This window comes from Solitalea longa, assembly GCF_002920915.1.
Lineage (GTDB): Bacteria > Bacteroidota > Bacteroidia > Sphingobacteriales > Sphingobacteriaceae > Solitalea > Solitalea longa.
In genome coordinates, this window is record NZ_PQVF01000016.1 from 33,170 (window position 1) to 59,138 (window position 25,969).

The window sequence follows — 25,969 nt, forward strand, 5'->3', positions numbered from 1 at the left end:
CTATTAACTACTATTTAGAGTATAACTCGACGATCAAGTGTTCCTTAATGTTTTCAGGAATTTGATCTCTTTCAGGTAAGGCAAGAAGAGTTCCTTGCATTTCTGATTTGTTCCACTCTAACCAGTTGTATTTAGATACTCTGTTTGCTGATAATGAAGTAGTGATCGCTTCAAGAGATTTTGATTTCTCACGAACACCAATAACATCACCTGCTTTAAGAGAGTATGAAGGAATATTTACAAGTTTACCATTTACAGTAATGTGTTTATGGCCGATCAACTGACGTGCAGCAGCACGAGTTGAAGCGATACCTAAACGATAAACAGTATTATCTAAACGAGCTTCCAAAAACTTCAATAACATCTCACCGGTAACACCTTGTTTACGAGAAGCTTTGTCGAAAGTTAAAGCAAATTGTTTTTCTAAAACGCCATAAGTGTACTTAGCTTTTTGTTTTTCAGCTAATTGTACTGCGTATTCAGATTTTTTAGCACGTCTTTTTGACGAGCCATGTTGACCTGGAGGATAGTTTTTCTTTTCTAAAACTTTGTCAGGTCCAAAGATAGGCTCATTAAACTTACGAGCAATCTTTGATTTTGGTCCAATATATCTAGCCATGTTCTTGTTTTTAAAGTATTAGTACCCTTTAGGCACTAAATCTTAGCTTTAAAACCTATAATAAATAATAATTAATTAAACTCTTCTGCGTTTTGGAGGACGGCAACCGTTGTGAGGAAGCGGGGTAATATCCTTAATAGAACTGATCTCCAAACCTACAATTTGTAAAGTACGCATTGCCGACTCACGTCCAGCACCTGGGCCTTTAACAAATACTTCAATTTTACGTAAACCAAGGTCGTGCGCAACTTTACCGCAATCAGTAGCAGCTTGTGCAGCAGCGTAAGGGGTATTTTTCTTAGAACCTTTGAAACCCATTTTACCAGCTGAGGACCAAGAAATTGCTTGTCCTTGGCTGTTGGTAAGGGTGATTATAATGTTATTAAAAGTAGCGTTAATGTGTGCCTGGCCTTGAGCCTCAACCACTACAATACGCTTTTTAGTAACTTTTTTTGTTGACTTAGCCATTCTTATAGTTAAACTTAAAAGTATACCCTTAGCAATTCTCTCTAAGGGAGGTGATCAGTTATCAAAATCACTTCGACAACCCCAAATGCATTTTTACCTACTTATTATCTAGTAGCTTTTTTCTTACCAGCAACAGTCTTACGTTTACCTTTACGGGTACGTGAGTTGTTCTTAGTACGTTGACCACGAAGAGGAAGACCTTTACGGTGACGAACACCACGGTAACAACCAATATCCATCAAACGTTTAATGTTCAATTGAACTTCTGAACGAAGTGCACCTTCAACTTTAAATTTCTGATCGATGATGGTACGAATTGCACCTAGCTGATCATCATTCCACTCTTGCACTTTTGTATTCCAATCAATACCCGCTTCAGTTAAAATTTCCTGAGCTGATTTACGACCGATACCAAAAATGTAAGTTAGGCCGATTTCTCCTCGTTTGTTTCTTGGTAAATCAATACCTGCTATCCTTGCCATATTTTAATTCAATCTATTAAGTTCTAAATTACCCTTGACGCTGTTTGTACTTAGGATTCTTTTTGTTAATAACATAAAGTTTCCCGTTTCTGCGGATGATCTTGCAATCAACGCTACGCTTCTTAATTGATGCTTTAACTTTCATTTTATTTATACCTATAAGTGATACGCCCCTTGGTTAAATCGTAAGGCGACATTTCTAATTTAACTTTATCGCCAGGTAAAATTTTGATGTAATTCATTCTCATTTTACCCGAAATATGCGCAATAATTTCGTGGCCATTTTCAAGTTCTACACGAAACATTGCATTTGATAATGCTTCTCTAATGATTCCGTCCTGCTCAATTGAGGATTGTTTTGCCATTTAGTATGTTATTTTTTTAATACTTCTTCAATGTAGGAGAAAGTAGACAATACATCCGCATTCCCTTGTGAAACAGCTATTGTATGTTCAAAGTGTGCTGATGGTTTTTTATCTTGTGTAAAGATCGTCCATCCATCATTTGCTTGTTTCACACGATGAGTTCCCATATTGATCATGGGTTCAATTGCAATTACCAAACCCTCCTGAAGTTTCATTCCCGAACCACGTTTACCATAATTGGGAACCTGAGGATCCTCATGCAAATGTTTTCCAACACCGTGTCCTACCAGCTCTCTAACCACACCATAACCATGCTTCTCAGCATGTTCCTGAACGGCGTAACTAATATCACCCAAACGCATTCCAACTACAGCTTTTTCAACTGCCAGAGCTAAACATTCTTTGGTAACGTTTAACAGTTGTTGTACTTCCGGGGCAATTTCGCCAACCGCAAAAGTGTAAGCAGAATCTCCGTAAAACTTGTTTTTTAGAACACCACAATCAACAGAAATGATATCGCCTTCTTTCAATTCGTTTTTTGTAGGGAACCCATGCACCACTACTTCATTAACTGAAATACATAGTGATGCAGGGAATCCTTCATATCCTTTAAAAGCAGGTATTGCCTGATTGTCTCGGATAAACTCCTCGGCAATCTGATCAAGCTTTAGGGAAGTAACTCCCGGCTTAATATATTTAGCAACTTCTGCTAATGTTTTTGAAACTAATAAAGAACTTTCACGAATAAGTTCAATCTCTTCAGCTGATTTATAATGTACCATCCCGGCTTTCCCTCAATACGAAATTATGCAGAAACAGGTGTGCGACCTTGAATTCTACCAGTCTTCATTAAACCATCATAATGACGCATTAACAAATGACTTTCAATTTGTTGTAATGTATCAAGAACTACACCTACGGTAATCAATAAAGAGGTGCCACCAAAGAAGTGAGCAAATCCAGCTGTTACACCAGCTTTCATGGCTATTGAAGGCATGATTGCAATAATTGCTAAGAATACCGAACCAGGGAACGTAATACGTGAAATGATCTGATCGATAAAATCAGCAGTTGGTCTTCCTGGTTTAACTCCTGGTACAAAACCACCGTTACGTTTCATATCATCAGCCATTTGAACCGGATTAACCGAAATAGCAGTATATAAGAAAGTAAACAGGATGATCAAGATTGCAAACGAAGCGTTATAGGTTACCGAAGTAAAGTCACGGAATTGACCTAAAACACCGCTAGAAGCCGCTTCAGGGAAGAATTGGCCAATAGTTGAAGGAATAAACATAATTGCTTGCGCAAAAATGATAGGCATTACCCCTGCAGCATTCACTTTTAAAGGAATGTACTGGCGAACACCACCATATTGTTTATCACCAACAATGCGTTTAGCATATTGTACAGGAATTTTGCGGGTTCCCTGAACGATCAGGATCGCAAACATTACAATACCCAATAAAATTACGTTTTCAATGATGAAGGTGATAACACCACCTGCTCCATTTAAACGAGTTGATAGTTCTTGTACTAACGACAATGGCAAGCGGGCAATGATACCTACCATGATAATGATAGAGATACCGTTACCAATACCTTTGTCAGTAATTTTCTCACCTAACCACATTACAAACATGGTTCCTGCGGTAAGAATGACAACTGATGACAATGTGAACAAAGCAGGGTTCACTATTACGGCCTCACCAGGAACCATGGTTTTTAAATAACCAATTGCCTGCGCTGCAGTAATAACAACTGTCAGAATACGAGTAATTTTGTTAATTTGACGACGTCCACTTTCGCCTTCTTTCTGCATCTTCTGGAAAGATGGAACCGCTATAGTTAATAACTGGATAACGATTGAAGCCGAGATATAAGGCATTACCCCCAGTGCAAACACTGAAGCGCGGGAAAATGAACCACCTGCAAACATATTAAGCAACCCAAGAATACCTTCTTGGGCGCTTTGTTTTAAATGCGTTGGGTCAACTCCCGGTAATACTATATAAGAACCAATACGGTAAATCAACAAGAACAAGAGAGTATTTAGAATACGAGTTCTAAGATCCTCGATATGCCAGATGTTTTTAAGAGTGCTTACCAGTCGTTTCATGTATTTACAATTACAGCTTTACAACAACACCACCTTGAGCTTCAATTGCCTGAACCGCTTTATCAGAGAAAGCATGTGCTTTAACTTCCAATTTAGCTTTCAATTCACCGCGGCCCAAGATCTTCACTAAATCAGATTTTGAAACTAAACCATGAGTTCTCATCGCTTCGTTATCAATAACTGATAAGTTAAATTTCTCTGCTAACCCTTGTAAAACATCTAAGTTGATACCTACATATTCTACACGGTTAATATTTTTAAAGCCAACTTTTGGCAAACGACGCTGTAAAGGCATCTGGCCACCTTCAAAACCAATTTTGGTTGAGTTACCAGAGCGAGATCCAGCACCTTTATGACCACGTGTAGAGGTTCCACCTTTACCAGATCCAGTACCGCGACCGATACGCTTGCCATTCTTTACAGAACCTTCTGCAGGTTTTAAACTACTTAAGTTCATATCTTTAAATATTTTCTATTGCTACCAAATGTGATACTTGTTTCACCATTCCGATAATTGCCGGAGTAGCTTCAACCTCTACACTTTTATTAATCTTGGTCAACCCTAAAGCTACCATCGTTTTCTTTTGGCGCTCTGAACGGTCGATAACGCTCTTAATTTGGGTAATTTTAATCTTAGCCATTTTCTTAACCGTTAAATACTTTGTCCAAAGATACTCCACGTTGTTGAGCTACAGATACTGCATCGCGCATTTTGGTTAATGCATCAATAGTAGCTTTAACTACGTTATGAGGGTTTGATGATCCTTTTGATTTTGCTAATACGTCAGTAATACCAGCTGATTCAAGTACTGCACGCATCGCACCACCGGCAATAACACCAGTACCGTGAGCAGCAGGTTTAATGAATACATAACCACCTGAGAATTTACCGTGTGCTGCGTGTGGCACAGTTCCTTTTAATACGGGAACTTTAACCAACGATTTTTTAGCATCGTCAACACCTTTTGAAATTGCTTCGGTAACCTCTTTCGCTTTACCTAAACCATATCCTACTACGCCGTGCTCATCACCTACCACTACGATAGCTGAGAAACTGAAGGTACGACCACCTTTAGTTACTTTGGCAACACGTTGAATAGACACCAAACGGTCTTTCAACTCGATTTCGCTAGATTTAACTCTTTTAATATTTGCAGTTGACATTGTTCTTCAATTAAAAGTTTAAACCGCCTTCTCTCGCGCCTTCAGCCAATGATTTCACACGACCGTGGTACAGGTAACCATTACGGTCAAATACTACAGTTGTAATACCTGCCGCTACAGCTTTTTCAGCGATTAATTTACCTACTAATTTTGATTGCTCTGATTTGTTAACATTGGTAACCAATTTATCAGCTAATGTAGAAGCTGATACTAAGGTTTTACCTGCCACATCATCAATGATTTGAGCATAGATACCTTTGTTGCTACGGAATACAGTTAAACGTGGACGCTCAGTACTTCCGGCAATATTTTTTCTGATACCTTTTTTAATTCTGTCTCTACGACTTAATTTACTTGCCATGGCTCAATTATTTCTTACCAGCTGATTTACCAGCTTTTCTACGTAAAACTTCACCTTCAAACTTAACACCTTTACCTTTATATGGCTCAGGAGCACGCAACGAACGGATCTTCGCAGCAACCTGTCCAATTAACTGCTTATCAATCCCTTCAAGGATGATAGTAGGGTTTTTACCCTTTTCAGCAGTGGTAGAAACCTTGATTTCTGCCGGTAACTGGAATACATAGTGGTGAGAGAATCCTAACACAAGATCAAGTGTATTACCCTGGTTTGAAGCACGGTAACCCACACCTACCAATTCTTGTGTAATTTTATATCCTTCGGTAACGCCTTTAACCATGTTGTTTAACAAAGCGCGGTATAAACCGTGTAATGCTTTGTGACGTTTTTGGTCAGTTGGACGTTGAACGAGTAATTTTCCGTCTTCAACTGTAACTGTGATATCGGTATCAATGGCTTGAGTTAACTCGCCTTTAGGACCTTTAACAGTTACTACGTTCTCAGGAGATACAGATACCTGAACGTTCGAAGCTAGTGCGATTGGTAATTTACCTATACGTGACATTTCTTCTACTTCCTCCTATTAATAAACGTAACATAATACTTCACCGCCAAGTTTTTGCGTACGCGCTTCCTTGTCGGTCATAACACCTTTTGAAGTAGAAAGAATGGCAACACCTAAACCGTTTAATACACGAGGTAAAGTATCTACCCCTACGTACTGACGGTGGCCAGGTTTACTGATTCTTTCAATTTTTGTAATTGCAGAAAGATTATTGATCGGGTTGTACTTCAACGCGATTTTAATAACTCCCTGAGGTCCAGTCTCTTCAAACTTAAAGTTTGCGATGTATCCTTTATCAAAAAGTACTTTTGTAATTTCCTTTTTGATATTAGATGCAGGAATTTCGACAACCCGGTGGTTGGCCTTAATGGCATTCCTTACTCTGGTTAAATAGTCTGCTATTGGATCACCTAACATTTTTATTTATATTAATTCATAAAAAACGAGGCGCAAAGATACAAAGTATCCTTGTGCCTTGAAAATATTTTTATATTTTTTTTATTGATTACCAGCTAGATTTGGTTACACCTGGAATTTTACCGTGTGAAGCCATCTCGCGGAACAACACCCTTGAAATACCGAACTGACGCATATAACCGCGTGGACGGCCGGTGATTTTGCAACGGTTGTGTAAACGAACCGGAGAAGCATTTTTAGGTAATTTATCCAAGGCTACGTAATCACCTGCCGCTTTTAAAGCAGCACGTTTCTCGGCGTATTTATCAACCAATTTTTGGCGTTTAACCTCGCGGGCTTTTACTGATTCTTTAGCCATTATCCTTATTTTTTAAATGGAATTCCGAATGATTTTAACAATTCAAACGCTTCAGCATCAGTGTCAGCTGAAGTAACAAAGGTAATATCCATACCCATGATCTTATTGATTCTATCAATGTTGATCTCTGGGAAGATGATTTGCTCGGTAACACCTAAAGTGTAGTTACCTCTGCCATCAAAACCTTTATCGTTCACACCTTTGAAATCGCGGATACGTGGTAATGCAACTGCGATCAAACGATCTAAGAACTCGTACATGTTATTGTCACGTAAAGTAACACGAACACCTACAGGTACGTTTTTACGCAATTTAAAGTTCGAAATATCTTTTTTCGACTTTGAAGCAACTGACTTCTGACCAGAAATGATTGTCATTTCTTCAATAGCATTGTCGATAAGTTTTTTGTCAGAAACTGCAGCACCAACACCTTGGCTTAAACAGATCTTAACTAACTTAGGAACTTGCATACTGCTTTTATAAGCAAACTTTTCTTTCAAAGCAGGCACTACATCAGTAGCGTATTTTGCTTTTAATCTTGGTACGTATGACATTACTTAATTACCTCCCCTGAAATTTTAGCGAAACGCACTAATTTACCGTCAACCAATTTACGTCCAACGCGAGTAGTTTTACCTGATTTAGGATCAACTAACTTTAAGTTAGAAATGTTGATTGGAGCCTCCATCTTAACGATACCACCGTTAGGATTTTTAGCATTAGGTTTAGTATGTTTAGAAACCATGTTGGCACCTTCAACAGTTGCGCGGTTTCTTGCGATATCTACAGCTAGTACTTTACCTTGAGTACCTTTCGCATCACCTGCGATAACTTTCACTAAGTCACCAGTGCGGATCTTTAGCTTAGGCTGTTTAACAGTTTTTTTCATATTATAACACCTCCGGAGCTAATGATACAATCTTCATGAATTGTTTCTCTCTCAACTCTCTGGCAACAGGGCCAAAGATACGAGTACCACGTGGCTCGTCCTGGTTGTTTAACAACACAGCAGCGTTATCATCAAAACGGATATATGAACCGTCTTTACGACGTACTTCTTTTTTGGTACGAACTACTACGGCTTTCGATACAGTTCCTTTTTTAACGTTACCAGATGGAATAGCGTGCTTTACAGAAACAACGATCTTGTCACCTACAGAAGCGTAACGCTTGCCGGTACCGCCTAGAACTCTAATACATAATACTTCTTTGGCACCACTGTTATCAGCAACAGTAAGCCTGCTTTCTTGTTGTATCATTATTTAGCCCTCTCAATTATTTCGATTAATCTCCAGTTTTTATTTTTACTCAGCGGACGAGTTTCCATAATTGACACAGTATCACCGATACCGCACTCGTTTTTCTCGTCATGAGCCATAAATTTGGTAGTTTTCTTAATAAACTTACCATAAATCGGGTGTTTAACTTTACGTTCAACAGTAACGACAACAGACTTGTCCATTTTGTTACTAATGACTTTCCCGATTCTTACTTTTCTTAAGTTTCTTTCCATTTTACTTAAAAGTATTATTGCTGGTTGGCAGCAGCTTTATTGCGCTGAGTCAACTCAGTGTTTAAACGAGCAATGTCCTTACGAAGAGCCTTGATTTTTAGAGGATTTTCAAGCGCTGAAACTGCGTGACCAAACTTAGCTTTAGTTAAGTTTGCTTTTTCTTCCGCAATACGAGCTTTTAATTCTTCTACAGTTAACTCTTTAATTTCTGCGTATTTCATTGTTTTAAATTTTTACCGGTTCAACAATAGATTAAGCTTCTACGTAATCTCTACGTACTACGAACTTAGTTTTTACCGGAAGTTTCTGAGCTGCTAAACGCAACGCTTCTTTCGCTGTTTCCAGTGATACACCTTCTGCTTCGAACATAATACGACCAGGTTTAACAGGAGCTACCCAATATTCTGGAGCACCTTTACCTTTACCCATACGTACCTCTGCAGGTTTTTTGGTGATAGGCTTATCAGGGAAAATACGGATCCACACTTGTCCTTCACGTTTCATTGAACGGGTAACCGCGATACGGGCCGCCTCAATCTGACGTGCAGTGATCCAGCATTCTTCAAGAGATTTGATTCCGAATGAGCCGAATTCTAGTTCGAAACCACGCTTGGCATTACCTTTCATCTTGCCTTTTTGCGTTTTTCTAAACTTCGTTCTCTTTGGCTGTAACATATTATTATACTTTAATAATGTTGTCTAAAAATAAATTATCGTTTTCCGCCGCCACGGTTTTGACCGCCTTTGCCGCGATTGTCGCCACCACGGTTTTGACCGCCACGGTTATCACCGCCACGACCACCACCACGGTTATCACGACCACGACCGCCTTTGTTATCGCGACCACCTCTTTCGTTAAATGAGGCAGCACCTTCTGGACGGCCTTTACCGGCAGCTTGTTGTGCACCTACATTTGGAGAAAGATCACGTTTACCAAAAACTTCACCTTTACAGATCCAAACTTTGATACCTAATTTACCATAGGTAGTTTGAGCTTCTGACAAAGCATAGTCGATATCAGCACGGAAAGTGTGTAATGGAACACGACCATCACGGTATTGTTCAGTACGAGCCATCTCAGCACCACCTACACGGCCAGATACCATAATTTTGATACCTTCAGCACCCATGCGCATAGTTGAAGCGATAGCTGTTTTCATTGCACGACGGAATGAAATACGAGCCTCTAATTGTTTAGCTACGCTCTCTCCTACTAAGGTTGCATCTAACTCAGGACGTTTGATCTCGAAAATGTTGATTTGAACATCTTTCTTAGTGATTTTCTTCAACTCTTCTTTGATCTTGTCAACTTCCTGACCACCTTTACCGATCACGATTCCCGGACGAGCCGTATGAATAGTAATAGTGATGCGTTTTAAAGTACGCTCGATAACAACTTTAGCCACACCGCCTTTAGCGATACGTGCTTTTAAATATTTGCGGATTTTATCGTCTTCAACCAGTTTATCAGCGTAGTTATTGCCACCAAACCAATTAGAATCCCATCCACGGATGATGCCCAAACGAGCACTAATCGGATTAATTTTTTGTCCCATGTTTGTTTCTAATTAGTTTTTAGTTAGCACTATTTTTACTGTCTACAACTAACGTTACGTGGTTTGAACGCTTTCTGATACGGTAACCGCGACCCTGAGGAGCAGGACGTAAACGCTTTAACTGACGGCCACCGTCAACAAAAACAGTTTTTACGTACAACTCAGCATCTTCAATGCGAGTACCTTCATTTTTTGCCGCCCAGTTTGCAACAGCAGATAATAAGAGTTTCTCAACTCGTACTGAAGCTTCCTTGGTGTTATATTTCAAAATGTGTAAAGCATGTTCTACCTTTTGACCTCTGATCAGGTCAACTACCAAACGCATCTTACGAGGCGAGGTAGGGCAATCATTTAATTTTGCTACTGCTTCCATTTTTTATTTCTTTTTATCGCTACCATGTCCACGGAATGTACGTGTAGGAGCAAATTCACCTAATTTGTGTCCAACCATGTTTTCAGTTACATACACCGGAATAAATTTATTACCGTTGTGCACTGCGAATGTATGACCTACGAAATCCGGAGAAATCATTGATCTACGAGACCAGGTTTTGATAACTGATTTTTTACTCGCTTCATTTTGAGCAAGTACTTTGCTCTCTAAGTGATGAGCGATATAAGGACCTTTTTTAATTGAACGAGCCATTATTTTTTCCTTCTTTCAATAATGTGACGATTCGATGCTTTTTTCTTTGAGCGGGTTTTGAAACCTTTCGCTAATAAACCTTTGCGTGAGCGAGGGTGACCTCCAGAGGCTCTACCTTCACCACCACCCATTGGGTGATCAACAGGGTTCATTGCAACACCACGAACACGTGGACGGATACCGATCCAACGGTTACGACCAGCTTTACCTTTACGCTCTAATTGGTGATCTGAGTTAGATACAGCACCGATAGTTGCTAAACATGATAATAAGATCATACGGGTTTCGCCTGAAGGCATTTTAACTACCGCATATTTACCATCACGAGCCGCTAACTGTGCGTAAGCACCAGCTGAACGAGCTAAAGTACCGCCTTGGCCTGGGTTTAACTCAATATTGTGAATTACCGAACCTAAAGGGATATTTTTTAATGGTAATGCATTTCCTACTTCAGGAGCTGCATTCTCGCCTGATTGAACTTTTTGACCAACTTTTAGGCCAGCAGGAGCAATAATATAGCGTTTTTCACCGTCAGCATAATGCAATAATGCGATAAATGCTGTACGGTTAGGATCGTACTCAATTGTAGCTACAGTAGCAGGGATTTCAGGTTTATTACGTTTGAAATCAATGATACGATAAGCTTTTTTGTGTCCGCCTCCGATATAACGCATGGTCATTTTACCATCATGGTTACGACCACCGCTTTTCTTAATAGAGGTTACCAGCGATTTTTCAGGGATGTTGGTTGTGATTTCAGAGTAATCAGCGCCAATTCTGAAACGGGTACCCGGAGTGATTGGTTTATATCTTTTAACTGCCATTTCTAAAATCAATTAAACTGTTCCGTAAAAATCGATGGTTTCGCCCTTGGCTACTGTTACCACCGCTTTCTTAAATGAAGGGGTTCTACCCGCTACGAAGCCACGTTTTGTACCGCGCGATTTAACTTTACCGCTATAGCGCATTGTGTTTACTGATTCAACAGTAACACCGTACATTTTCTGAATGGCGTCTTTAATCTGTATTTTGTTGGCATTTTTGTCGACAACAAAAACGAAGCGATTTAACTTTTCAGTTAAGCCAGCAACTTTCTCTGTCAATACCGGTTTTTTTAAGATTTCCATTGTTACTGTTACTTAGCAAATGACTCTTCGATAGTTTTAACTGAACTCGTGGTAAGCAAAAGCTTCGAAGCGTTCAATAACGCGTAAGTGCTCAATTCAGAAGCTGTGATAACTTTTGCTTTCGGTAAATTACGACTTGATAAGTACACGTTTTTATTGCCTTCTGCTAAAACCAATAAAGTTTTAGTATCATTCAATTTTAAACCACTTACCAGGTTGGTGTAATTTTTAGTTTTAGCAGTATCGAAAGAAAAATCTTCTAAAACTACGATGTTACTTTCAATAGCTTTGTAAGTCAATGCTGACTGACGAGCTAATGATTTCAATTTTTTATTCAGCTTGAAGCTGTAATCACGAGGCTGTGGACCAAAAATACGACCTCCACCACGGAACAACGGGTTTTTGATGCTACCTTTACGAGAACCACCAGTACCTTTTTGCTTATGCAGCTTGCGGGTTGAACCAGAGATTTCGTTACGTTGTTTCGATTTGTGGGTACCTTGACGTTGGTTAGCTAAATATTGCTTAACGTCTAAGTAAATAGCGTGGTCATTCGGTTCAATACCAAATATAGCGTCAGCAAGAGTAACGGTCTTGCCTGTTTCTTTTCCTGTAATATCTATTACTTTTACTTCCATGGCTATTTCTCCAAAATTACATAAGAACCTTTAGCACCAGGGATTGAACCGCTAACTACTAATAAATTCTGCTCAGTGAACACTTTTAAAACTTGTAAGTTTTGAACTTTCACACGGTTACCACCCATACGGCCAGCCATGCGCATTCCTTTGAATACACGTGAAGGCCATGAAGATGCACCTAATGAACCAGGAGCTCTCAAACGGTTATGCTGACCGTGAGTTTGGCCACCTACCCCTGAGAAACCATGACGTTTCACAACGCCTTGGAAACCTTTACCTTTTGAAGTACCTACAACTTCAACATAGTCGCCTTCTACAAAAAGGTCTACGTTTACAGTCTCACCCAACGCCTTTTCTTCCTCAAAGTGCTTGAATTCCACCAACTTACGTTTTGGAGTGGTTTTCGCTTTTTGGAAGTGTCCTAACAACTGTTTAGAAGTATTTTTTTCCTTCTTCTCGTCGTAGGCCAACTGGATCGCTGAGTATCCGTCTTTTTCTAAAGTTTTTACTTGCGTAACTACGCAAGGACCAGCTTCGATAACTGTGCATGGAATATTTTTTCCATCGGCACCGAAGATGCTGGTCATTCCAACTTTCTTACCTATAATACCAGACATTCTAAAAATTGATTAATTAATTAATTTTTCTCTTCCCTTCTTGATTCCGCTTCGCAATCAGCAAACACTTTGGCGTTGAGATTGTTACACTTTACTCGCTAAGGGACCGCAAAGGTAGAAAACAATTACTTAAAATCAAAGAGTTACGTAACTAATTTTCAGCATTTTTTGAGATTGAAAAATAGGACAGCCCAAGGTTTACTTTATTGAAAATCGAAAACCCGGAAGTTTGAACTAACAAACACTCCGGGTTTTGACAGCTTAATTTAGCTTAGTCTTTTGAATTTATTGTTTAAAACGCGAGCACCGCTAATTATTTGACAAGATTAAACAGCAAGGAAATATCATGCGATCCGGTATTTACTGCCGCTTCTCTGCCAACACTAAAATTATAAGCGTACCCTACTTTAAACAGTTGGGTGCCATTGTTTGAATTAAGCCTGAACCTGATCATCGGTCTAAAAGAGGATTGGCTATTACTGATATTACCGGTAGTTGTTTTTAATTCATTCAGATAACGAAATCCAAAACCGGCGTCAACACCTTCTGTTAACGTAGCTAAAGCGTTTAAATCGTAGGTGGTCATGCCACTAAACGTTTTCATGATCAAAAAGCTTGGCTCCAGTTTATTTACTTCATTAATCGGAATCACTCCCCCTCCGGTTAAGTACATACTGATTTTTCTGAACATGGGAGGAATCTGGTTTTCCAGATCCTGTTTATTCGTATAGAACGAAAGGATATTATCGAACGAAAGTCCCAGGTAATAGTTGTTCTGATAGTAAACTGCTAATCCGTAACGAGCATTCATTTTGGAGCTGTATATATTTTTATTCGCTAACGGATCACTAGTATTTACAGTCGCTAAATTGGAAAGATCGATCTGGTATTGTTGCAGTCCAAAACTTAGTCCTGAGGAAAGATTAATATTCTCAGATACCTGCAGGTGATAAGCGTAATTAATATAAGCAGTAGTGAAATGATCACTTCCGAACACTAAACTATTTACATTTACCCCTAAACCCGATTTCGCCTTGGTTAAGTAAAAGTTTGCTGCCGCACATATATTATACGATTTCCCTGGATTCTGACTCACTTCTTTCAACTGCAAGCTGGTGCTGGCGTCGACCAATCCACTACTTCCCGAAAATGCCGGATTAATGTATGTTTTATCAAATATGAACTGACTACCCTGCATTTCCACTTGCGCCCAAGCCGCTGAGTGGAATAGAAGTATGAATAATACGATCCTTAACAGGTGATTATATAAAGTTTTCATAATGTTTCTTTTGAGGTGACCGGCTATAAAACTGCCCGTCACCTTGATTTAACCGCTTAATAAACAATTGTTATATATCCCTTAAATGATTGCTCTCTTCCATCCTTATCTTTTACATGAAGGATATAACCGTATGAGCCCATCGGTAAGCCATCACCCGTCCAATCGTTCTGATAATTATTCTGCTTATAAACCTGATTATAGGCCATATTGAAAATGGTTAAGGTATTGGATGTATAAAACTCATTCAAACCAACTATTTCAAACAGATCATTTATACCGTCGCCATTAGGAGTGAACAATGATGGGATCATTAGTTTAGCAGTATTTGAACGCTTATCAACTACGCGAATAACCTGAGCTGACAAGTCGTTATTTTTCAGGCTGATATCATTATTTACAACAGCTTTTCCTTTTCCTAATGGAATATTTCCAACCTGACTGGCTTTTAACACCAACGTAAACTCTTGCTCTTCTCCTGCTTTCAATTGCGGAATTTGAATTTCTACAACATTATGTTCAGAGTTGAAGCTTGCATTGCCTGATGTAGAAGAAACATAGGTGATCGATGCATCCAGCGTATCTTTTAATACTGTGTTTACTGCCAGGTCTGCCCCGACGTTTTTAAGTTTAATGGTATAGGTAAACTCCTCGTCTTTGTTAACCTCTGCTTTTTCAATAGCATTAGTTACCGCCACATCAGCCCTTCCTTCCAATACTAATACAACCGGTTTTTCTACCGTACCCGTTATCTCGTCACCTTGCTGAACAATTGGGGTTTCTACCTTAGCTGTATACTCTTTCTTTTCCTCTTTATCATAAACCTTAATCTCTACGGTTTTACCCTCATCCGTTTTGTCTCCATTTACCGGAATAAACCCTACTGATTTACCATCTGATAAAACGGTTTGATTAACAATGTTCACCAATTTGTTTTCGACATAAACATATGTTTCGTAGCGATTAGTGGTATTGTTAACTATGGTTCCTCCCTGATTAATTACCGAGGTAACCGACATATTATTCTCATGATTAACCGTATTCACCGAGGTGTTTTGGTACACAGTACTATTAATGGTAGTTTGATTATTGTTGATAACAGTTGCTGCTGTTGGACTATTAACCGGTGCCTGTTGTTCAACCAATGTAGTAGTTGAAGGATCAGGAGTGTAGGCGACAGCCGGAATTGTAAAGGCATCGGTACCGCTGTAGATCTTATAACCTTTACCTGGTCGTAAATACTTTAAACTTCCCGACCATGTTTTAGTGGTGGCATTGTACTGTGCAAACTCTTCCTGACTAATGATCTGAAGACCATCAGTAGGTGCAAAGTTCTTAAGATAGGTAGCCAACTCCATATTAACCGGCATTGGGTAACCAATCCAGTTCCAGCCCTTGTTCAATTCTACATTTGCCGATTGGGTGATGAAGTTACCCAACACTCTTAACGTATCAGGTTTGGCAACATAGATCATATAACTATTATATAGGTTGACCTTATCGAGCGAACCTACCCAACCAAGTTTTTTAGAATACTGACTAAACGTATTGTTATTACTTAAGGTCTTTATTACATCGCCTTCTGTAGGCTTCAATAAGCTTAACACTTTCTTCAAACTCATATCCGCATTTTCAACATTTAGCGAGATCCATGTCCAGCCTTTCTTTAATGGTATAGTTTGAAATACGCCTTCCGGATGAACAATCATCGGATTCTTCAAATTACCCGTAGCACCGTTTGGAACAAATGAAAGACGCTCCTTGCCTTGGTATTCAATTCCAGGATAGGCATCCCAGAATCGAACAGAAAGTTCTTCGGCCGCTGTATTAGCGTAAGCTGTTACATAGGCTATGTATTTATTCTCATTACGATCAAACTCTACCTGTGCCACACCCCGACATTCGTTACCAGCAAACACAGCCATCTTATCATTGATATCTTTGGAAGTAAGCAGATCAGTTTGATCAAGACTGAACTGAGCTGTAAAGCTCATGTTGTACTTAAAGTTGGCTGAATTAACCGTCCAATTTGGTGGCGTTTTAGAAACATTGGCCGTTACGTACAAGAACTGCCTTTTGCCATCAATTAACGCGATAACTGTATCGGCATAGGTTCCGGTATTCAGGTTTTTATTTAAATCGAAATCAATATTCTCCTGTCCCTGGGCTACTATTTTGCCCGACTTAATAGTTGGTGTTAGCCAGCCAGGATATTTAACCAATGAAAAACTTTGAGCCAAGGCCGATTTATTGATCAATTTAGCCCCAAAACTGGTTTGTTGATTTTCAATTGCGCTAACGGTAATGTTTGCCGGCGACCAATACACCGGACTAAGGTTTACCACAAAGCTCCAATTGATTTTATCGGCCACTTTGTTACCATTAACGTCAACAAGGTTTTCGACCGAGGCTTCCAACTCCACATTCTCGTAATCATTGATAGCACTTGCCGGTACTGTTCGTATTTCAAAGTTCTTTCCATCGCTTAAGAATGTTGCCGGAATAGTGGTTCCATTATCTTTGCGACGTAAGGTAACTTTAACAGGATTAGAAATATCGGCATAAACTATATCCTTATTAAAGGTTACGCCAACAATATCTGCAACGGTTAATATTCCGTTTTTCGGACTTGGTACCCCAAAAGCCACTGCCGAACTACGATCTATGGTTCCCCGATAAACAGGAGAATAGTTAACATCAACACCCTGGCAAATAGCAATAGCCCGAATTTCGTAGTTTCCATCCGGCAATCCGCTTACGTCAAAAGTATAATCGTAATATTTGTCTTTTAAACTCGCCTTCGGAACTGTTATAACTGTTTGCCATAAGCTGTTCTCGTAGTCGGTATTGATTTTACGGTACTGCAAACCAACTGATGTTAGCGGCGACGATTCCGAAGCATCAAACTTACTGAAGGCCACATACAGTTTATTCGCATTTGATTGGTTCACGATCCAATTATTTCCGGGGATAAACAGATCAACATCACTACATCTATTTTGGAAATAAGCGTTAAGGAGTACCCTTGGTTTTGCATCTACCGTTTCATCAATATCATCTAAGGTATTATCACAGGTTGAAAACATAACCAGGGTCAGGTTTTCATAGGTACTCGATAAAGGACCTCGGTAAACTTCTACCGGAAGCTTAAAGCTTTTACCGGTTGGGATATAAAAAGTTGCCGATTTATTCGTCACATCCTGACCGCCAACTAAAACCTTTGCTCCATCGAGATTGGTTAAAGGATCCAGCTTTATTGCATATTCTACGGTTTCATCACTTTCGCTTTGGTTCGAGATCAGCACCTCAAATTTAGCTGGCTGATCCGAAGGCACATTCCGCTGTTCACTAACACCCGAAATTTGTATTGAAGGTAAGTGACGATATTGCGTGTTAACTTCATGCGGGCAACTCGACGAACCCGAAACAATTTTAAATACAGGCGTTCCGGATTTTCTATCCTCTGCTAATGCAACAGACAGAAAATCTCCGATATCGTTATCTTCTAAATGATAACTTACCGTTCTCGAGTGTTGAAGGGTTGAATCTGAACTCGTAGTATTATTGTACCTGATACCAACCAAGGCTCCAATATCTGTTTCCCTGAATTCGCCATTCGCATTATAAATACCCGCTCTAACTTCTGCGTTAAAGTAAACATCTACTTCATTAGAGAAACTTTCAAGCGTATCAATGGTAAATGAGTTATCATAAATAGCTCCGGCACTGAACGAAATATTTCCTCCAACTACCCCTTTCATTCCACTTGGCAGCTTACGTTCAGGAGCTTTAGCACAAGTTATACTGTCATTTTTCAATACATTCTTCCATGAATCAATATTAGCTTTGTTCTCTGATTGTTCACGATTCATCTGATCTAAAGCTTCAATACTGATGCTTTTATCTCCATTCTTAACTTTCTGGTAGGCGTCATCAAATTTGCTTTTTGATAAACTGTAAAGCGTTCTTAACTGTGGTAACAGTGTATTTTTAATATGCTTTTTAGTGTATAAGAAGGTGGTATTAAATCCGGTATAATCAGCAGCCAATGAGGTATCACGCTTCATATCCTGCTTAACCTCGTCATATAATAATACATCCGTTAAGGCATAGGTCATGTTCATTGATGCACCAACAAATACATCACCATCAGTACCTACTAAGGTTTCTTCGCTTGAGGTTGAAAAATCTTCAGTAAAAGTGGTGGTGAAATTCGTTGTCTTTCCATGGGTCTTATCAGAACCTGCTTCCACTTGAGCCTGAATATGAAATGCAGCACCTGTTTGACCAATAAACGGTAAGTCTACCCCGGCACCCAGCTTAGAGTCTAAATAGAGACCTGCTCCTCCACCAATTCGGTACTGCGTTGTTTGCGAAGTGGAAATGGTTGTTCCTTTACTGATGGTTGCAAATGATTTATCACCTGGAGGATCGTGCAAAACAAACAAAGGGATTTCCGGAGTCTTTGTCACAAATGTGGCGTTTCTAGTGCGCTCCCCTTCTACCACTGCAGTAACGATAGTACTGGCCTGTCTTCCTCCTACTTTTCCTACAATTTGTATTGACTTTTCATAAGGCGCTTCAAGAACCGGCTTTCCTACTTTAACAATATATTTAACTCCTCCCGGCTGCAGGCTTAGCTCTTTACGGTCAACACTGTCTGAAATAACATCGTAAACGTACACTCTTCCTGTATCGAGCGCACAATTGTATTGAACACCGTCATATTCATAAGCTTCCCTGATCTTAATATTTATAGGATACTTATCATTTTGAGAAACTAAGAATTTCTCTTGTAAGGTCGGTTTAAACTTTTTCTTTTCAGAGAAAATATCGTTTCCGTTGTTTAATACCACCTCCAGGTCTTTATGGTAAATAAAGTCAAGTTGACGGACAATTGCCTTATTGTTTACCGTATCGCGATAAGCCAGATTAGCTCCCTGAACATTATATTCCCTGGTAAAGTATTCGAGTTTATTACTGTTGATACCTGAGAGTTCTTTAATTTCTACAACTTGTACATTAAACTGTGTGGCAGGAAGAACCACTGAAACAATGCCCGGTTCTTTTTGATTAAGGGTTACACCTCTTGAATGAGCTTTAGCACTGATCCTCATAGGCATTCCATAAGTCAGTTTACCGCCTAAAGTTGTGACACCAGGAACTGCGGAAGTTAATTTAACCAGGGCAAATTCGCCAATTGGAGCATCGCAACTGGCTGCTACATGGATATTAAGGGTATCAGTTGTGGTATCTTCAAAATCAACATTGGTAACCAAACTATAAACACCCACATTTTTGCTGCTTGTGTTTTGCCCGAACGCTTTAATAACGTGATTTTTATATTTTGCTTCGACAGCGTAATTACCACCATTGATGATGGTGGTACTATAACTACCATCTTCTTTAGTTTTCACCTGCGTATTTTTACCATCCACCCAAATCTCGGCATCTTTTAAAGGCAGCTGAATACTTACGTTATTGGAATCAGTGATACTCGAAAAGTAAACACGTCCGCTTATTGCAAATGAAGCAGTATCAGTAAAATTCACCTGGCTTTGAGTCGGATTATCCAGATCAAGTTTACGAACCAAACTATCCGGATTAAAACGCGGCTTATTATATCCTGGCATTTTTGGTTTAACAACGTACTCGGCCGAATTTGAGAAGAACACATTTGATATTTCATAATAACCGTCGGCACCGGTTGTGGTTGAATAAACATAAGGTTGTGTAGACTCATTATCCGACAGTGCTCCTTTCGAGCTGATAGTTACAACTACGCCAGGAACTCCTCCATTGGTATTTCCTTTAATATACCCACTTACTTTACCTTTTGGTAAGCTTTTACCCTTTACATCTAAGTGCCAAGAGGCATTATTGAGGTCGGCAGGATCTTGAATCAACTTTAGGGTATAAGAATAAGCCTTACCAGGAACAATATCATTATCAGTATACGAGGTAGCATATTTACCCACCAGAGCAATTTCTTCACCTTCTCTACTAATTTGAAGCTGTTGAAGATTTTTAATAGTTGAAAGCGAAGGCCAGGTTAATTTTATTCTTCCAGTTTCAGCCTGAGTGGCGTTAAAAGGAATGGATTGTGTAGTAACTTTAACCTCTATCGGGCTAGATTCATCTCTAACCCAGCCACCAGGAGCCCCAGGTCCAACAATGGTTTGAACAGTATAGGTATATTCTACTGCGGGTAAAAGACCACTATCAGTAAACTCAAATGTATTACCAGCAATTCTTCCAATTTCCGTTCCGTTACGCTTAATGAGGTATTGAACATAATTATCAGGTAAAGCAGTACCTTTTTGCCAAGTTATTTTTGTTTGGTAAGGTGATGGAGAGTTACCCGATACAGTTATCGGCACCTTTATTTTGGGAGTAGTTCCATAAAAGCTAGCGTAACCCCAGCGGTCTTCACAACCTACAGCACTATTTCCTGATTCATATCTAAAAGTTAAATTGTAAAAACGATTTGGCCCTATATCAAACACATCTCCTCCTGAGCCACTTTGGGTACTCCAAGTGTCCCAACCAATATTTGAACTGTTCACTTTTAATGTGAAATCGTTCTCACCTTCTGTATCACACCATGCCCTACCTCCATAGTCTCTTGGTAATCCCGACCAACTAAAACGAAAATATTGCTCATCAATAGAAGAAGACATTTTTCCCTGAATATATCCGTCGGGATAAAGCTGTGCCTTTACTGAATAGTGACTGGCAGCCATTAATACAAATAAAAAGCTTAGCCTTAACAGATATTTCCTTGTTTGAAATTGGTTTGGATAATCGATTAATTTAAGTAGATATCGAATCATATATTATAGGTTGAAATTTCTCTAATAGAAAAATGAGCGATCCATTTAAACTTCTCAGACTTTATAAAAAGTTGTTAACGTTTAAATGGAACAATTAGAGCGAATAGATTAGATAGAAGTGGGGGCGATTTTCGACGGCCGAAAATAACTACAAGTCCAATAATTAGACTAAAAAATAGGGCGGACAAAAGCGGACAACAAAGAAAAGCCGTCAATAAAAGCTTAAAACCGATTTTTAGTTTATTGCAAAGTCTTCTTCCACACCTGTTATCCGCTTCTTAATCCATGATTATTGACTGAGTTTGAGTTTGCAGAGCTATTGAAGTCTCGTTTATACCCGATTGTATTGAATTAAGATAGTCTTCAAGAGATGCATCCTGGTTTAAGTTAAGACGCTGCCGCAATCGTCTCTTACTTCGAGCCACACTGTCTTTGCTAATGCCTAGGGTATTTGCAATTTGAAAATTGTCGAGTTGAAGGAATATCAACGCTGCTAAACGCATCTCTGCAGGAGTTATCTGTTCAGCTTTTGATTTTAATTTCAAAAAGAAATCAGGAAACGCTTTAGAAAACTCACCTCTGAATTTCTCCCATTCCGAGTCTGTTACCAGGGTGTAACTGGAAAGGTTTTCTATTGCATGTTTGGTATCGATCGATTTGTTAACGGCATCGCTCGCTAACTCTTCACGAAGCGTGTTGATCAGCTGATTCTTTTCTATTATCTGTTTAGTAAAAATGAATACCTCTTCTTTCGCTTTTCTTGCTTCTTGCTCTGCGGTTTTTCGTTTATATTCAATTTCGGCCTTTAAATATTGCTCACTAAGTCGCTTTCGCTTATAAATCAAGAATAAAATCACTGCCCCTAATAACAATACTACCAATATGAGATTACGAGTGCTTCGTTCATTATTGATAGTAATGTTGGCCATTTCCAGCTTCTTTTGCATATTATCAAAAGCCAGTTTGGCGTTCATTGCCGATAAACGACTTTGATTTATAGTTGCTGTCAGGCTGTCGCTGTAACTATTACATAAATTATAATAGTGAAAAGCGCTGTCGGTTTGCCCCACTTGCCTATACACATCGCTTATCCCTTTTAACGATTCAATGGTATTTTCGACAGAACCAGCCATTAATGAGGCATGATATGCCGCCCGCCATGAACCAAGTGCTTGATGATAGTTTTTTTGTAAGTAAAACACATACGCTAATGCATTCTGAGAAAGGGAAATATTTAATTGATCATTATAGGCAATACTGCTTTTAAGATATTCTTGAATCAATGTCTTGCCTTCCTTAACCTTCTTTTGTTTTACCAGCACCTGACCGATGTTCCCTTTGGCAATTCCAAACCATAAATTAACCCACAATTTATTATCATGTTTATTCCTTTCCAGGGTATCAATGATCTTTTGATAATAATAGGTGACACTATCATCCATACCTAGCTTTTTATAAGAAGCTCCTAATAGGTCCATCTGAAAAATATACAAAGCGGGGTCCCAGTGCTTTGCATCACCAGTTTTAAGCTGTAAACAAGCCTTACCATAGGCTATTGATTGGCGGTAATCTTCCGTTCGATAAAGTGCATTACTTACCGAAAAGTATCGATTTCGGACATATGGAAAATAGGCATGCCCTACCCGACCTTGTATTTCTAATGCTTTTAAATTATACAGTAAATAATCAGAACTGCTGCTGTACTCGGCGTACAAACTATAAAGCTCGGCCTTTAATTGATCATCATGCAGGTCCTGGGCAATTTTCAGTGCTTTAGCCATTTTTAACTGATATGGCTTTTTCGGCAATTTGAACTCCATCACTCCAAGAACCTCGTACATGATCAACCGCAATTCGAACCGAGGATCAGAGTTTTCTTTCAAATGATTATAAAGGGCCTGAACGGTACGTTTATAAGTCAACGTATCTTTTCCTTCCCTCATCTGGTCATATAATTCTTGCGCACGAAAGCATTGGCTAAGGTCAGTTACTTTCCATGCATCAATAAACCGAGCAATGTTTATAGTTTGGGCATTGCAGTACCCATTAAGAAAGAATAAAAAAGGAATTAGGAAGATAAAGCGGACAACCTTCATTAACTTGCAAAAACATAAATAGCTTAGACCTACAATTTTAACAAAAACAATCAAGCAATTAAAAAAAGTATGAAGTAATTTTAAAAACTATCTGCTTAAAATATTAATCAATAGTAAAATACTAACAAAAAAGGAGATGATCTTTCGACCATCTCCTTTTTAATTTTCTATTGTGAATCTATCACACTTTGATTTCTACTTCAACACCTGAAGGTAATTCAAGTTTCATCAACGCGTCAACAGTTTTAGCGTTTGAGCTATAGATATCCAATAAACGTTTGTAAGAACATAATTGGAACTGCTCACGTGCTTTTTTGTTAACGTGTGGAGAACGAAGTACAGTGAATACTTTTTTCTCGGTTGGTAACGGAAGTGGTCCGCTAACTACTGCGCCAGTAGGCTTAACAGTTTTTACGATTTTATCAGCTGACTTGTCAACTAAGTTGTAATCGTAAGATTTTAATTTAATACGAATTCTTTGGCTCATTTTGTTTTTGTTTGTTTCGCACCGTAAGAGCTATTTGCTACGGATTGAAGATTATCTTTTGATTTGAGAAGAGATTTGTAATTGAGAAGATCTCGAATCACAAATCTCAATACTCATATCTGAATTTATGCGTTTGCTTTTTTGCCTTTTACTTTAGCAATTACTTCTTCAGCAATATTTTTAGGAGCCTCAGCATAGTGAGAGAACTCCATTGTTGAAGTTGCACGACCAGAAGTAATAGTACGTAAGATAGTTACGTAACCAAACATTTCGCTCAATGGAACTTTAGCTTTGATTACTTGTGCACCGGCACGAGTATCCATACCTTCCAATTGACCACGACGTTTGTTCAAGTCACCCATAACATCACCCATGTTCTCTTCTGGAGTAAGAACTTCTACCTTCATGATAGGTTCCATTAACACCGGACGAGCTTTAGGTAACGCTTCACGGAACGCTGAACGAGCACAGATCTCAAATGAAAGAGCATCCGAGTCAACCGCGTGGAATGAACCGTCAAATAAACGAACTTTCATGTCGGTAACTTCGTAACCAGCTAACACACCGTTAACCATCGCTGATTTGAAACCTTTCTCAACTGAAGGAATGAACTCACGAGGAATTGAACCACCCACAATTTCGTTAACGAATTGTAGACCTGATTTACCTTCTTCAGTGATAGGAGAAATTTCAATTTGGATATCAGCGAATTTACCACGACCACCTGATTGTTTTTTGTAAACCTCACGGTGAGTAACTGAACCAGTGATAGCCTCTTTGTATGATACTTGAGGAGCACCTTGGTTACACTCTACTTTAAACTCACGTTTCAAACGGTCAACGATGATCTCTAAGTGAAGCTCACCCATACCTGAGATAATAGTTTGACCAGTATCCTCGTCAGTTTTAACGCGGAAGGTAGGATCTTCTTCAGCAAGTTTTGCTAAAGCCATACCTAATTTATCAACATCGGCCTGAGTTTTAGGCTCAATTGCCAAACCAATAACTGGCTCAGGGAAATCCATCGCTTCAAGAATGATTGGATTTTTCTCCTCACAAAGAGTATCTCCGGTTTTGATATCTTTAAATCCAACGATAGCAGCAATATCACCAGCACCTACGTTAGGAATTGGGTTTTGCTTGTTGGCGTGCATTTGGAAGATACGAGAGATACGTTCTTTGTTTTCTGAACGAGCGTTATATACGTATGAACCAGCGTCTAAGTTACCCGAGTAAACACGGATAAAGCACAAACGACCTACGAATGGATCGGTTGCAATTTTAAATGCTAAAGCAGCAAATGGCTCTTTAACATCCGGTTTACGAACGATTTCTTCACCAGTATCAGGGTTAGTACCTTTAACGGCTTCCTGATCCATTGGCGAAGGCAATAACTCCATTACCAGGTCAAGCATAGTTTGTACACCTTTGTTTTTGAAAGATGAACCACAAACCATAGGAACGATAGAACCTGCTAATACAGCTTGACGTAATGCGTCTAATACTTCACGCTCAGTGATTGAGTTAGGATCTTCGAAGAATTTCTCCATCAAAGACTCATCATACTCAGCTACTGATTCTAATAATTTCTCTCTCCACTCAGCAACTTCGTCTAACATATCGTCAGGAATAGGAACTTCAGTAAAGGTCATCCCTTTATCGTGCTCATTCCAAACGATACCACGGTTGTTGATCAAGTCAACTACACCTTTGAATTGGTCTTCAGAACCGATAGGTAATTGCAAAGGAACTGCATTAGAACCTAACATATCTTTAACCTGCTTAACAACTTTTAAGAAGTCAGCACCTGAACGGTCCATTTTGTTAACGAAACCGATACGAGATACGTTGTAGTTGTTAGCTAGGCGCCAGTTAGTCTCAGATTGAGGCTCAACACCATCAACTGCCGAGAATAAGAACACCAATCCGTCCAATACACGTAATGAACGATTTACCTCAACGGTAAAGTCAACGTGACCTGGAGTATCGATAATGTTCACTTGGAACTTATTACCTCTATAAGGCCAGAAAACGGTAGTAGCCGCTGAAGTAATGGTGATACCACGCTCAGCCTCTTGTACCATCCAGTCCATTGTTGAAGCACCTTCGTGAACCTCACCAATTTTGTGGTTTACACCGGCATAATAAAGGATACGCTCAGTAGTAGTGGTCTTACCCGCATCAATGTGAGCAGCAATACCAATATTTCTCGTGAATTTTAAGTCTCTTGACATCTTTTTATCAATTATAGATTGA

At 39.2% G+C, this 25,969-nt stretch carries 32 protein-coding genes; all 32 read right to left on the reverse strand.

The genetic code is table 11. From position 1 onward, the window contains the following. Window positions 1-10: 10 nt before the first annotated feature. Window positions 11-619, reverse strand: coding sequence for a 30S ribosomal protein S4 (gene rpsD, locus C3K47_RS17630; RefSeq protein ID WP_103790487.1), 609 nt, complete (start codon window positions 617-619; stop codon window positions 11-13). A gap of 75 nt (window positions 620-694) precedes the next feature. Next, the gene (rpsK, locus tag C3K47_RS17635; protein ID WP_103790488.1) at window positions 695-1,087 is read right to left on the reverse strand and encodes a 30S ribosomal protein S11; all 393 of its coding nucleotides are present in this window, start codon (window positions 1,085-1,087) and stop codon (window positions 695-697) included. 104 nt (window positions 1,088-1,191) lie between these two features. Next, window positions 1,192-1,569, reverse strand: a complete 378-nt coding sequence (rpsM, locus tag C3K47_RS17640) for a 30S ribosomal protein S13 (RefSeq protein ID WP_103790489.1) — start codon at window positions 1,567-1,569, stop codon at window positions 1,192-1,194. Window positions 1,570-1,597: 28 nt separating this feature from the next. Further along, window positions 1,598-1,714, reverse strand: coding sequence for a 50S ribosomal protein L36 (rpmJ, locus tag C3K47_RS17645; RefSeq protein ID WP_014681250.1), 117 nt, complete (start codon window positions 1,712-1,714; stop codon window positions 1,598-1,600). Window position 1,715: 1 nt separating this feature from the next. Further along, the gene (gene infA / locus C3K47_RS17650) at window positions 1,716-1,934 is read right to left on the reverse strand and encodes a translation initiation factor IF-1 (RefSeq protein ID WP_014681251.1); all 219 of its coding nucleotides are present in this window, start codon (window positions 1,932-1,934) and stop codon (window positions 1,716-1,718) included. An 8-nt stretch (window positions 1,935-1,942) separates the two neighbouring features. After that, window positions 1,943-2,716: a type I methionyl aminopeptidase gene (map, locus tag C3K47_RS17655; protein ID WP_103790490.1), complete on the reverse strand. Its 774-nt coding sequence runs from the start codon at window positions 2,714-2,716 to the stop codon at window positions 1,943-1,945. Window positions 2,717-2,739: 23 nt separating this feature from the next. Continuing rightward, entirely contained in the window at window positions 2,740-4,053 is a 1,314-nt protein-coding gene (gene secY, locus C3K47_RS17660) for a preprotein translocase subunit SecY (RefSeq protein WP_103790491.1), read from the reverse strand. A gap of 10 nt (window positions 4,054-4,063) precedes the next feature. Next, a complete protein-coding gene (gene rplO / locus C3K47_RS17665; RefSeq protein ID WP_103790492.1) occupies window positions 4,064-4,510 on the reverse strand; it encodes a 50S ribosomal protein L15 in 447 nt (148 codons plus the stop codon). A gap of 4 nt (window positions 4,511-4,514) precedes the next feature. Then, window positions 4,515-4,694, reverse strand: coding sequence for a 50S ribosomal protein L30 (gene rpmD, locus C3K47_RS17670; RefSeq protein ID WP_014681255.1), 180 nt, complete (start codon window positions 4,692-4,694; stop codon window positions 4,515-4,517). Window positions 4,695-4,698: 4 nt separating this feature from the next. Continuing rightward, window positions 4,699-5,217 carry a 30S ribosomal protein S5 gene (gene rpsE / locus C3K47_RS17675; RefSeq protein ID WP_103790493.1) on the reverse strand — a complete coding sequence of 173 codons (519 nt, stop codon included), beginning with the start codon at window positions 5,215-5,217 and terminating at the stop codon, window positions 4,699-4,701. Window positions 5,218-5,227: 10 nt separating this feature from the next. Next, the gene (gene rplR / locus C3K47_RS17680; protein WP_103790494.1) at window positions 5,228-5,578 is read right to left on the reverse strand and encodes a 50S ribosomal protein L18; all 351 of its coding nucleotides are present in this window, start codon (window positions 5,576-5,578) and stop codon (window positions 5,228-5,230) included. 7 nt (window positions 5,579-5,585) lie between these two features. Next, a complete protein-coding gene (gene rplF, locus C3K47_RS17685; RefSeq protein WP_103790495.1) occupies window positions 5,586-6,143 on the reverse strand; it encodes a 50S ribosomal protein L6 in 558 nt (185 codons plus the stop codon). Between the two features lie 18 nt (window positions 6,144-6,161). Continuing rightward, window positions 6,162-6,560 (reverse strand): 30S ribosomal protein S8, encoded by a 399-nt coding sequence (gene rpsH / locus C3K47_RS17690; RefSeq protein ID WP_103790496.1) that lies wholly within the window; start codon window positions 6,558-6,560, stop codon window positions 6,162-6,164. A gap of 88 nt (window positions 6,561-6,648) precedes the next feature. Further along, a complete protein-coding gene (gene rpsN, locus C3K47_RS17695) occupies window positions 6,649-6,918 on the reverse strand; it encodes a 30S ribosomal protein S14 (RefSeq protein ID WP_103790497.1) in 270 nt (89 codons plus the stop codon). A gap of 5 nt (window positions 6,919-6,923) precedes the next feature. Further along, window positions 6,924-7,472, reverse strand: a complete 549-nt coding sequence (gene rplE, locus C3K47_RS17700) for a 50S ribosomal protein L5 (protein WP_103790498.1) — start codon at window positions 7,470-7,472, stop codon at window positions 6,924-6,926. After that, entirely contained in the window at window positions 7,472-7,807 is a 336-nt protein-coding gene (gene rplX / locus C3K47_RS17705; RefSeq protein WP_103790499.1) for a 50S ribosomal protein L24, read from the reverse strand. Before rplX ends, rplE begins: the two co-directional genes overlap by 1 nt. A 1-nt stretch (window position 7,808) precedes the next feature. Beyond that, window positions 7,809-8,177, reverse strand: coding sequence for a 50S ribosomal protein L14 (gene rplN, locus C3K47_RS17710; RefSeq protein ID WP_014681263.1), 369 nt, complete (start codon window positions 8,175-8,177; stop codon window positions 7,809-7,811). After that, on the reverse strand, window positions 8,177-8,431 hold the full coding sequence (rpsQ, locus tag C3K47_RS17715; protein WP_103790500.1) for a 30S ribosomal protein S17: 255 nt from the start codon (window positions 8,429-8,431) through the stop codon (window positions 8,177-8,179). Before rpsQ ends, rplN begins: the two co-directional genes overlap by 1 nt. A 14-nt stretch (window positions 8,432-8,445) precedes the next feature. Further along, entirely contained in the window at window positions 8,446-8,652 is a 207-nt protein-coding gene (gene rpmC / locus C3K47_RS17720) for a 50S ribosomal protein L29 (protein ID WP_103790501.1), read from the reverse strand. A gap of 31 nt (window positions 8,653-8,683) precedes the next feature. Next, entirely contained in the window at window positions 8,684-9,106 is a 423-nt protein-coding gene (rplP, locus tag C3K47_RS17725; protein ID WP_103790502.1) for a 50S ribosomal protein L16, read from the reverse strand. Between the two features lie 35 nt (window positions 9,107-9,141). After that, a complete protein-coding gene (gene rpsC / locus C3K47_RS17730) occupies window positions 9,142-9,987 on the reverse strand; it encodes a 30S ribosomal protein S3 (RefSeq protein WP_103790503.1) in 846 nt (281 codons plus the stop codon). Between the two features lie 19 nt (window positions 9,988-10,006). After that, window positions 10,007-10,360, reverse strand: coding sequence for a 50S ribosomal protein L22 (gene rplV / locus C3K47_RS17735; RefSeq protein ID WP_103790504.1), 354 nt, complete (start codon window positions 10,358-10,360; stop codon window positions 10,007-10,009). 3 nt (window positions 10,361-10,363) lie between these two features. Then, window positions 10,364-10,633 (reverse strand): 30S ribosomal protein S19, encoded by a 270-nt coding sequence (rpsS, locus tag C3K47_RS17740; RefSeq protein WP_103790505.1) that lies wholly within the window; start codon window positions 10,631-10,633, stop codon window positions 10,364-10,366. Next, complete coding sequence (gene rplB, locus C3K47_RS17745) at window positions 10,633-11,457, reverse strand: 50S ribosomal protein L2 (protein ID WP_103790506.1); 825 nt, start codon at window positions 11,455-11,457, stop codon at window positions 10,633-10,635. The genes rpsS and rplB overlap by 1 nt, the downstream gene beginning before the upstream one ends. Before the next feature lie 12 nt (window positions 11,458-11,469). After that, complete coding sequence (gene rplW / locus C3K47_RS17750) at window positions 11,470-11,760, reverse strand: 50S ribosomal protein L23 (RefSeq protein ID WP_103790507.1); 291 nt, start codon at window positions 11,758-11,760, stop codon at window positions 11,470-11,472. Between the two features lie 8 nt (window positions 11,761-11,768). After that, window positions 11,769-12,398 (reverse strand): 50S ribosomal protein L4, encoded by a 630-nt coding sequence (gene rplD, locus C3K47_RS17755; protein ID WP_103790508.1) that lies wholly within the window; start codon window positions 12,396-12,398, stop codon window positions 11,769-11,771. 2 nt (window positions 12,399-12,400) lie between these two features. Beyond that, window positions 12,401-13,018, reverse strand: a complete 618-nt coding sequence (rplC, locus tag C3K47_RS17760) for a 50S ribosomal protein L3 (RefSeq protein WP_103790509.1) — start codon at window positions 13,016-13,018, stop codon at window positions 12,401-12,403. Between the two features lie 313 nt (window positions 13,019-13,331). Next, window positions 13,332-14,297, reverse strand: a complete 966-nt coding sequence (locus C3K47_RS17765; RefSeq protein WP_103790510.1) for a PorP/SprF family type IX secretion system membrane protein — start codon at window positions 14,295-14,297, stop codon at window positions 13,332-13,334. A 56-nt stretch (window positions 14,298-14,353) separates the two neighbouring features. Beyond that, window positions 14,354-21,130 carry a T9SS type B sorting domain-containing protein gene (locus C3K47_RS17770; protein WP_103790511.1) on the reverse strand — a complete coding sequence of 2,259 codons (6,777 nt, stop codon included), beginning with the start codon at window positions 21,128-21,130 and terminating at the stop codon, window positions 14,354-14,356. Between the two features lie 278 nt (window positions 21,131-21,408). Next, a complete protein-coding gene (locus C3K47_RS17775; protein WP_165784733.1) occupies window positions 21,409-23,073 on the reverse strand; it encodes a hypothetical protein in 1,665 nt (554 codons plus the stop codon). Window positions 23,074-23,407: 334 nt separating this feature from the next. Further along, window positions 23,408-23,713 carry a 30S ribosomal protein S10 gene (rpsJ, locus tag C3K47_RS17780; protein WP_103790513.1) on the reverse strand — a complete coding sequence of 102 codons (306 nt, stop codon included), beginning with the start codon at window positions 23,711-23,713 and terminating at the stop codon, window positions 23,408-23,410. 125 nt (window positions 23,714-23,838) lie between these two features. Beyond that, a complete protein-coding gene (gene fusA, locus C3K47_RS17785) occupies window positions 23,839-25,947 on the reverse strand; it encodes an elongation factor G (protein ID WP_103790514.1) in 2,109 nt (702 codons plus the stop codon). Window positions 25,948-25,969 lie beyond the last annotated feature (22 nt).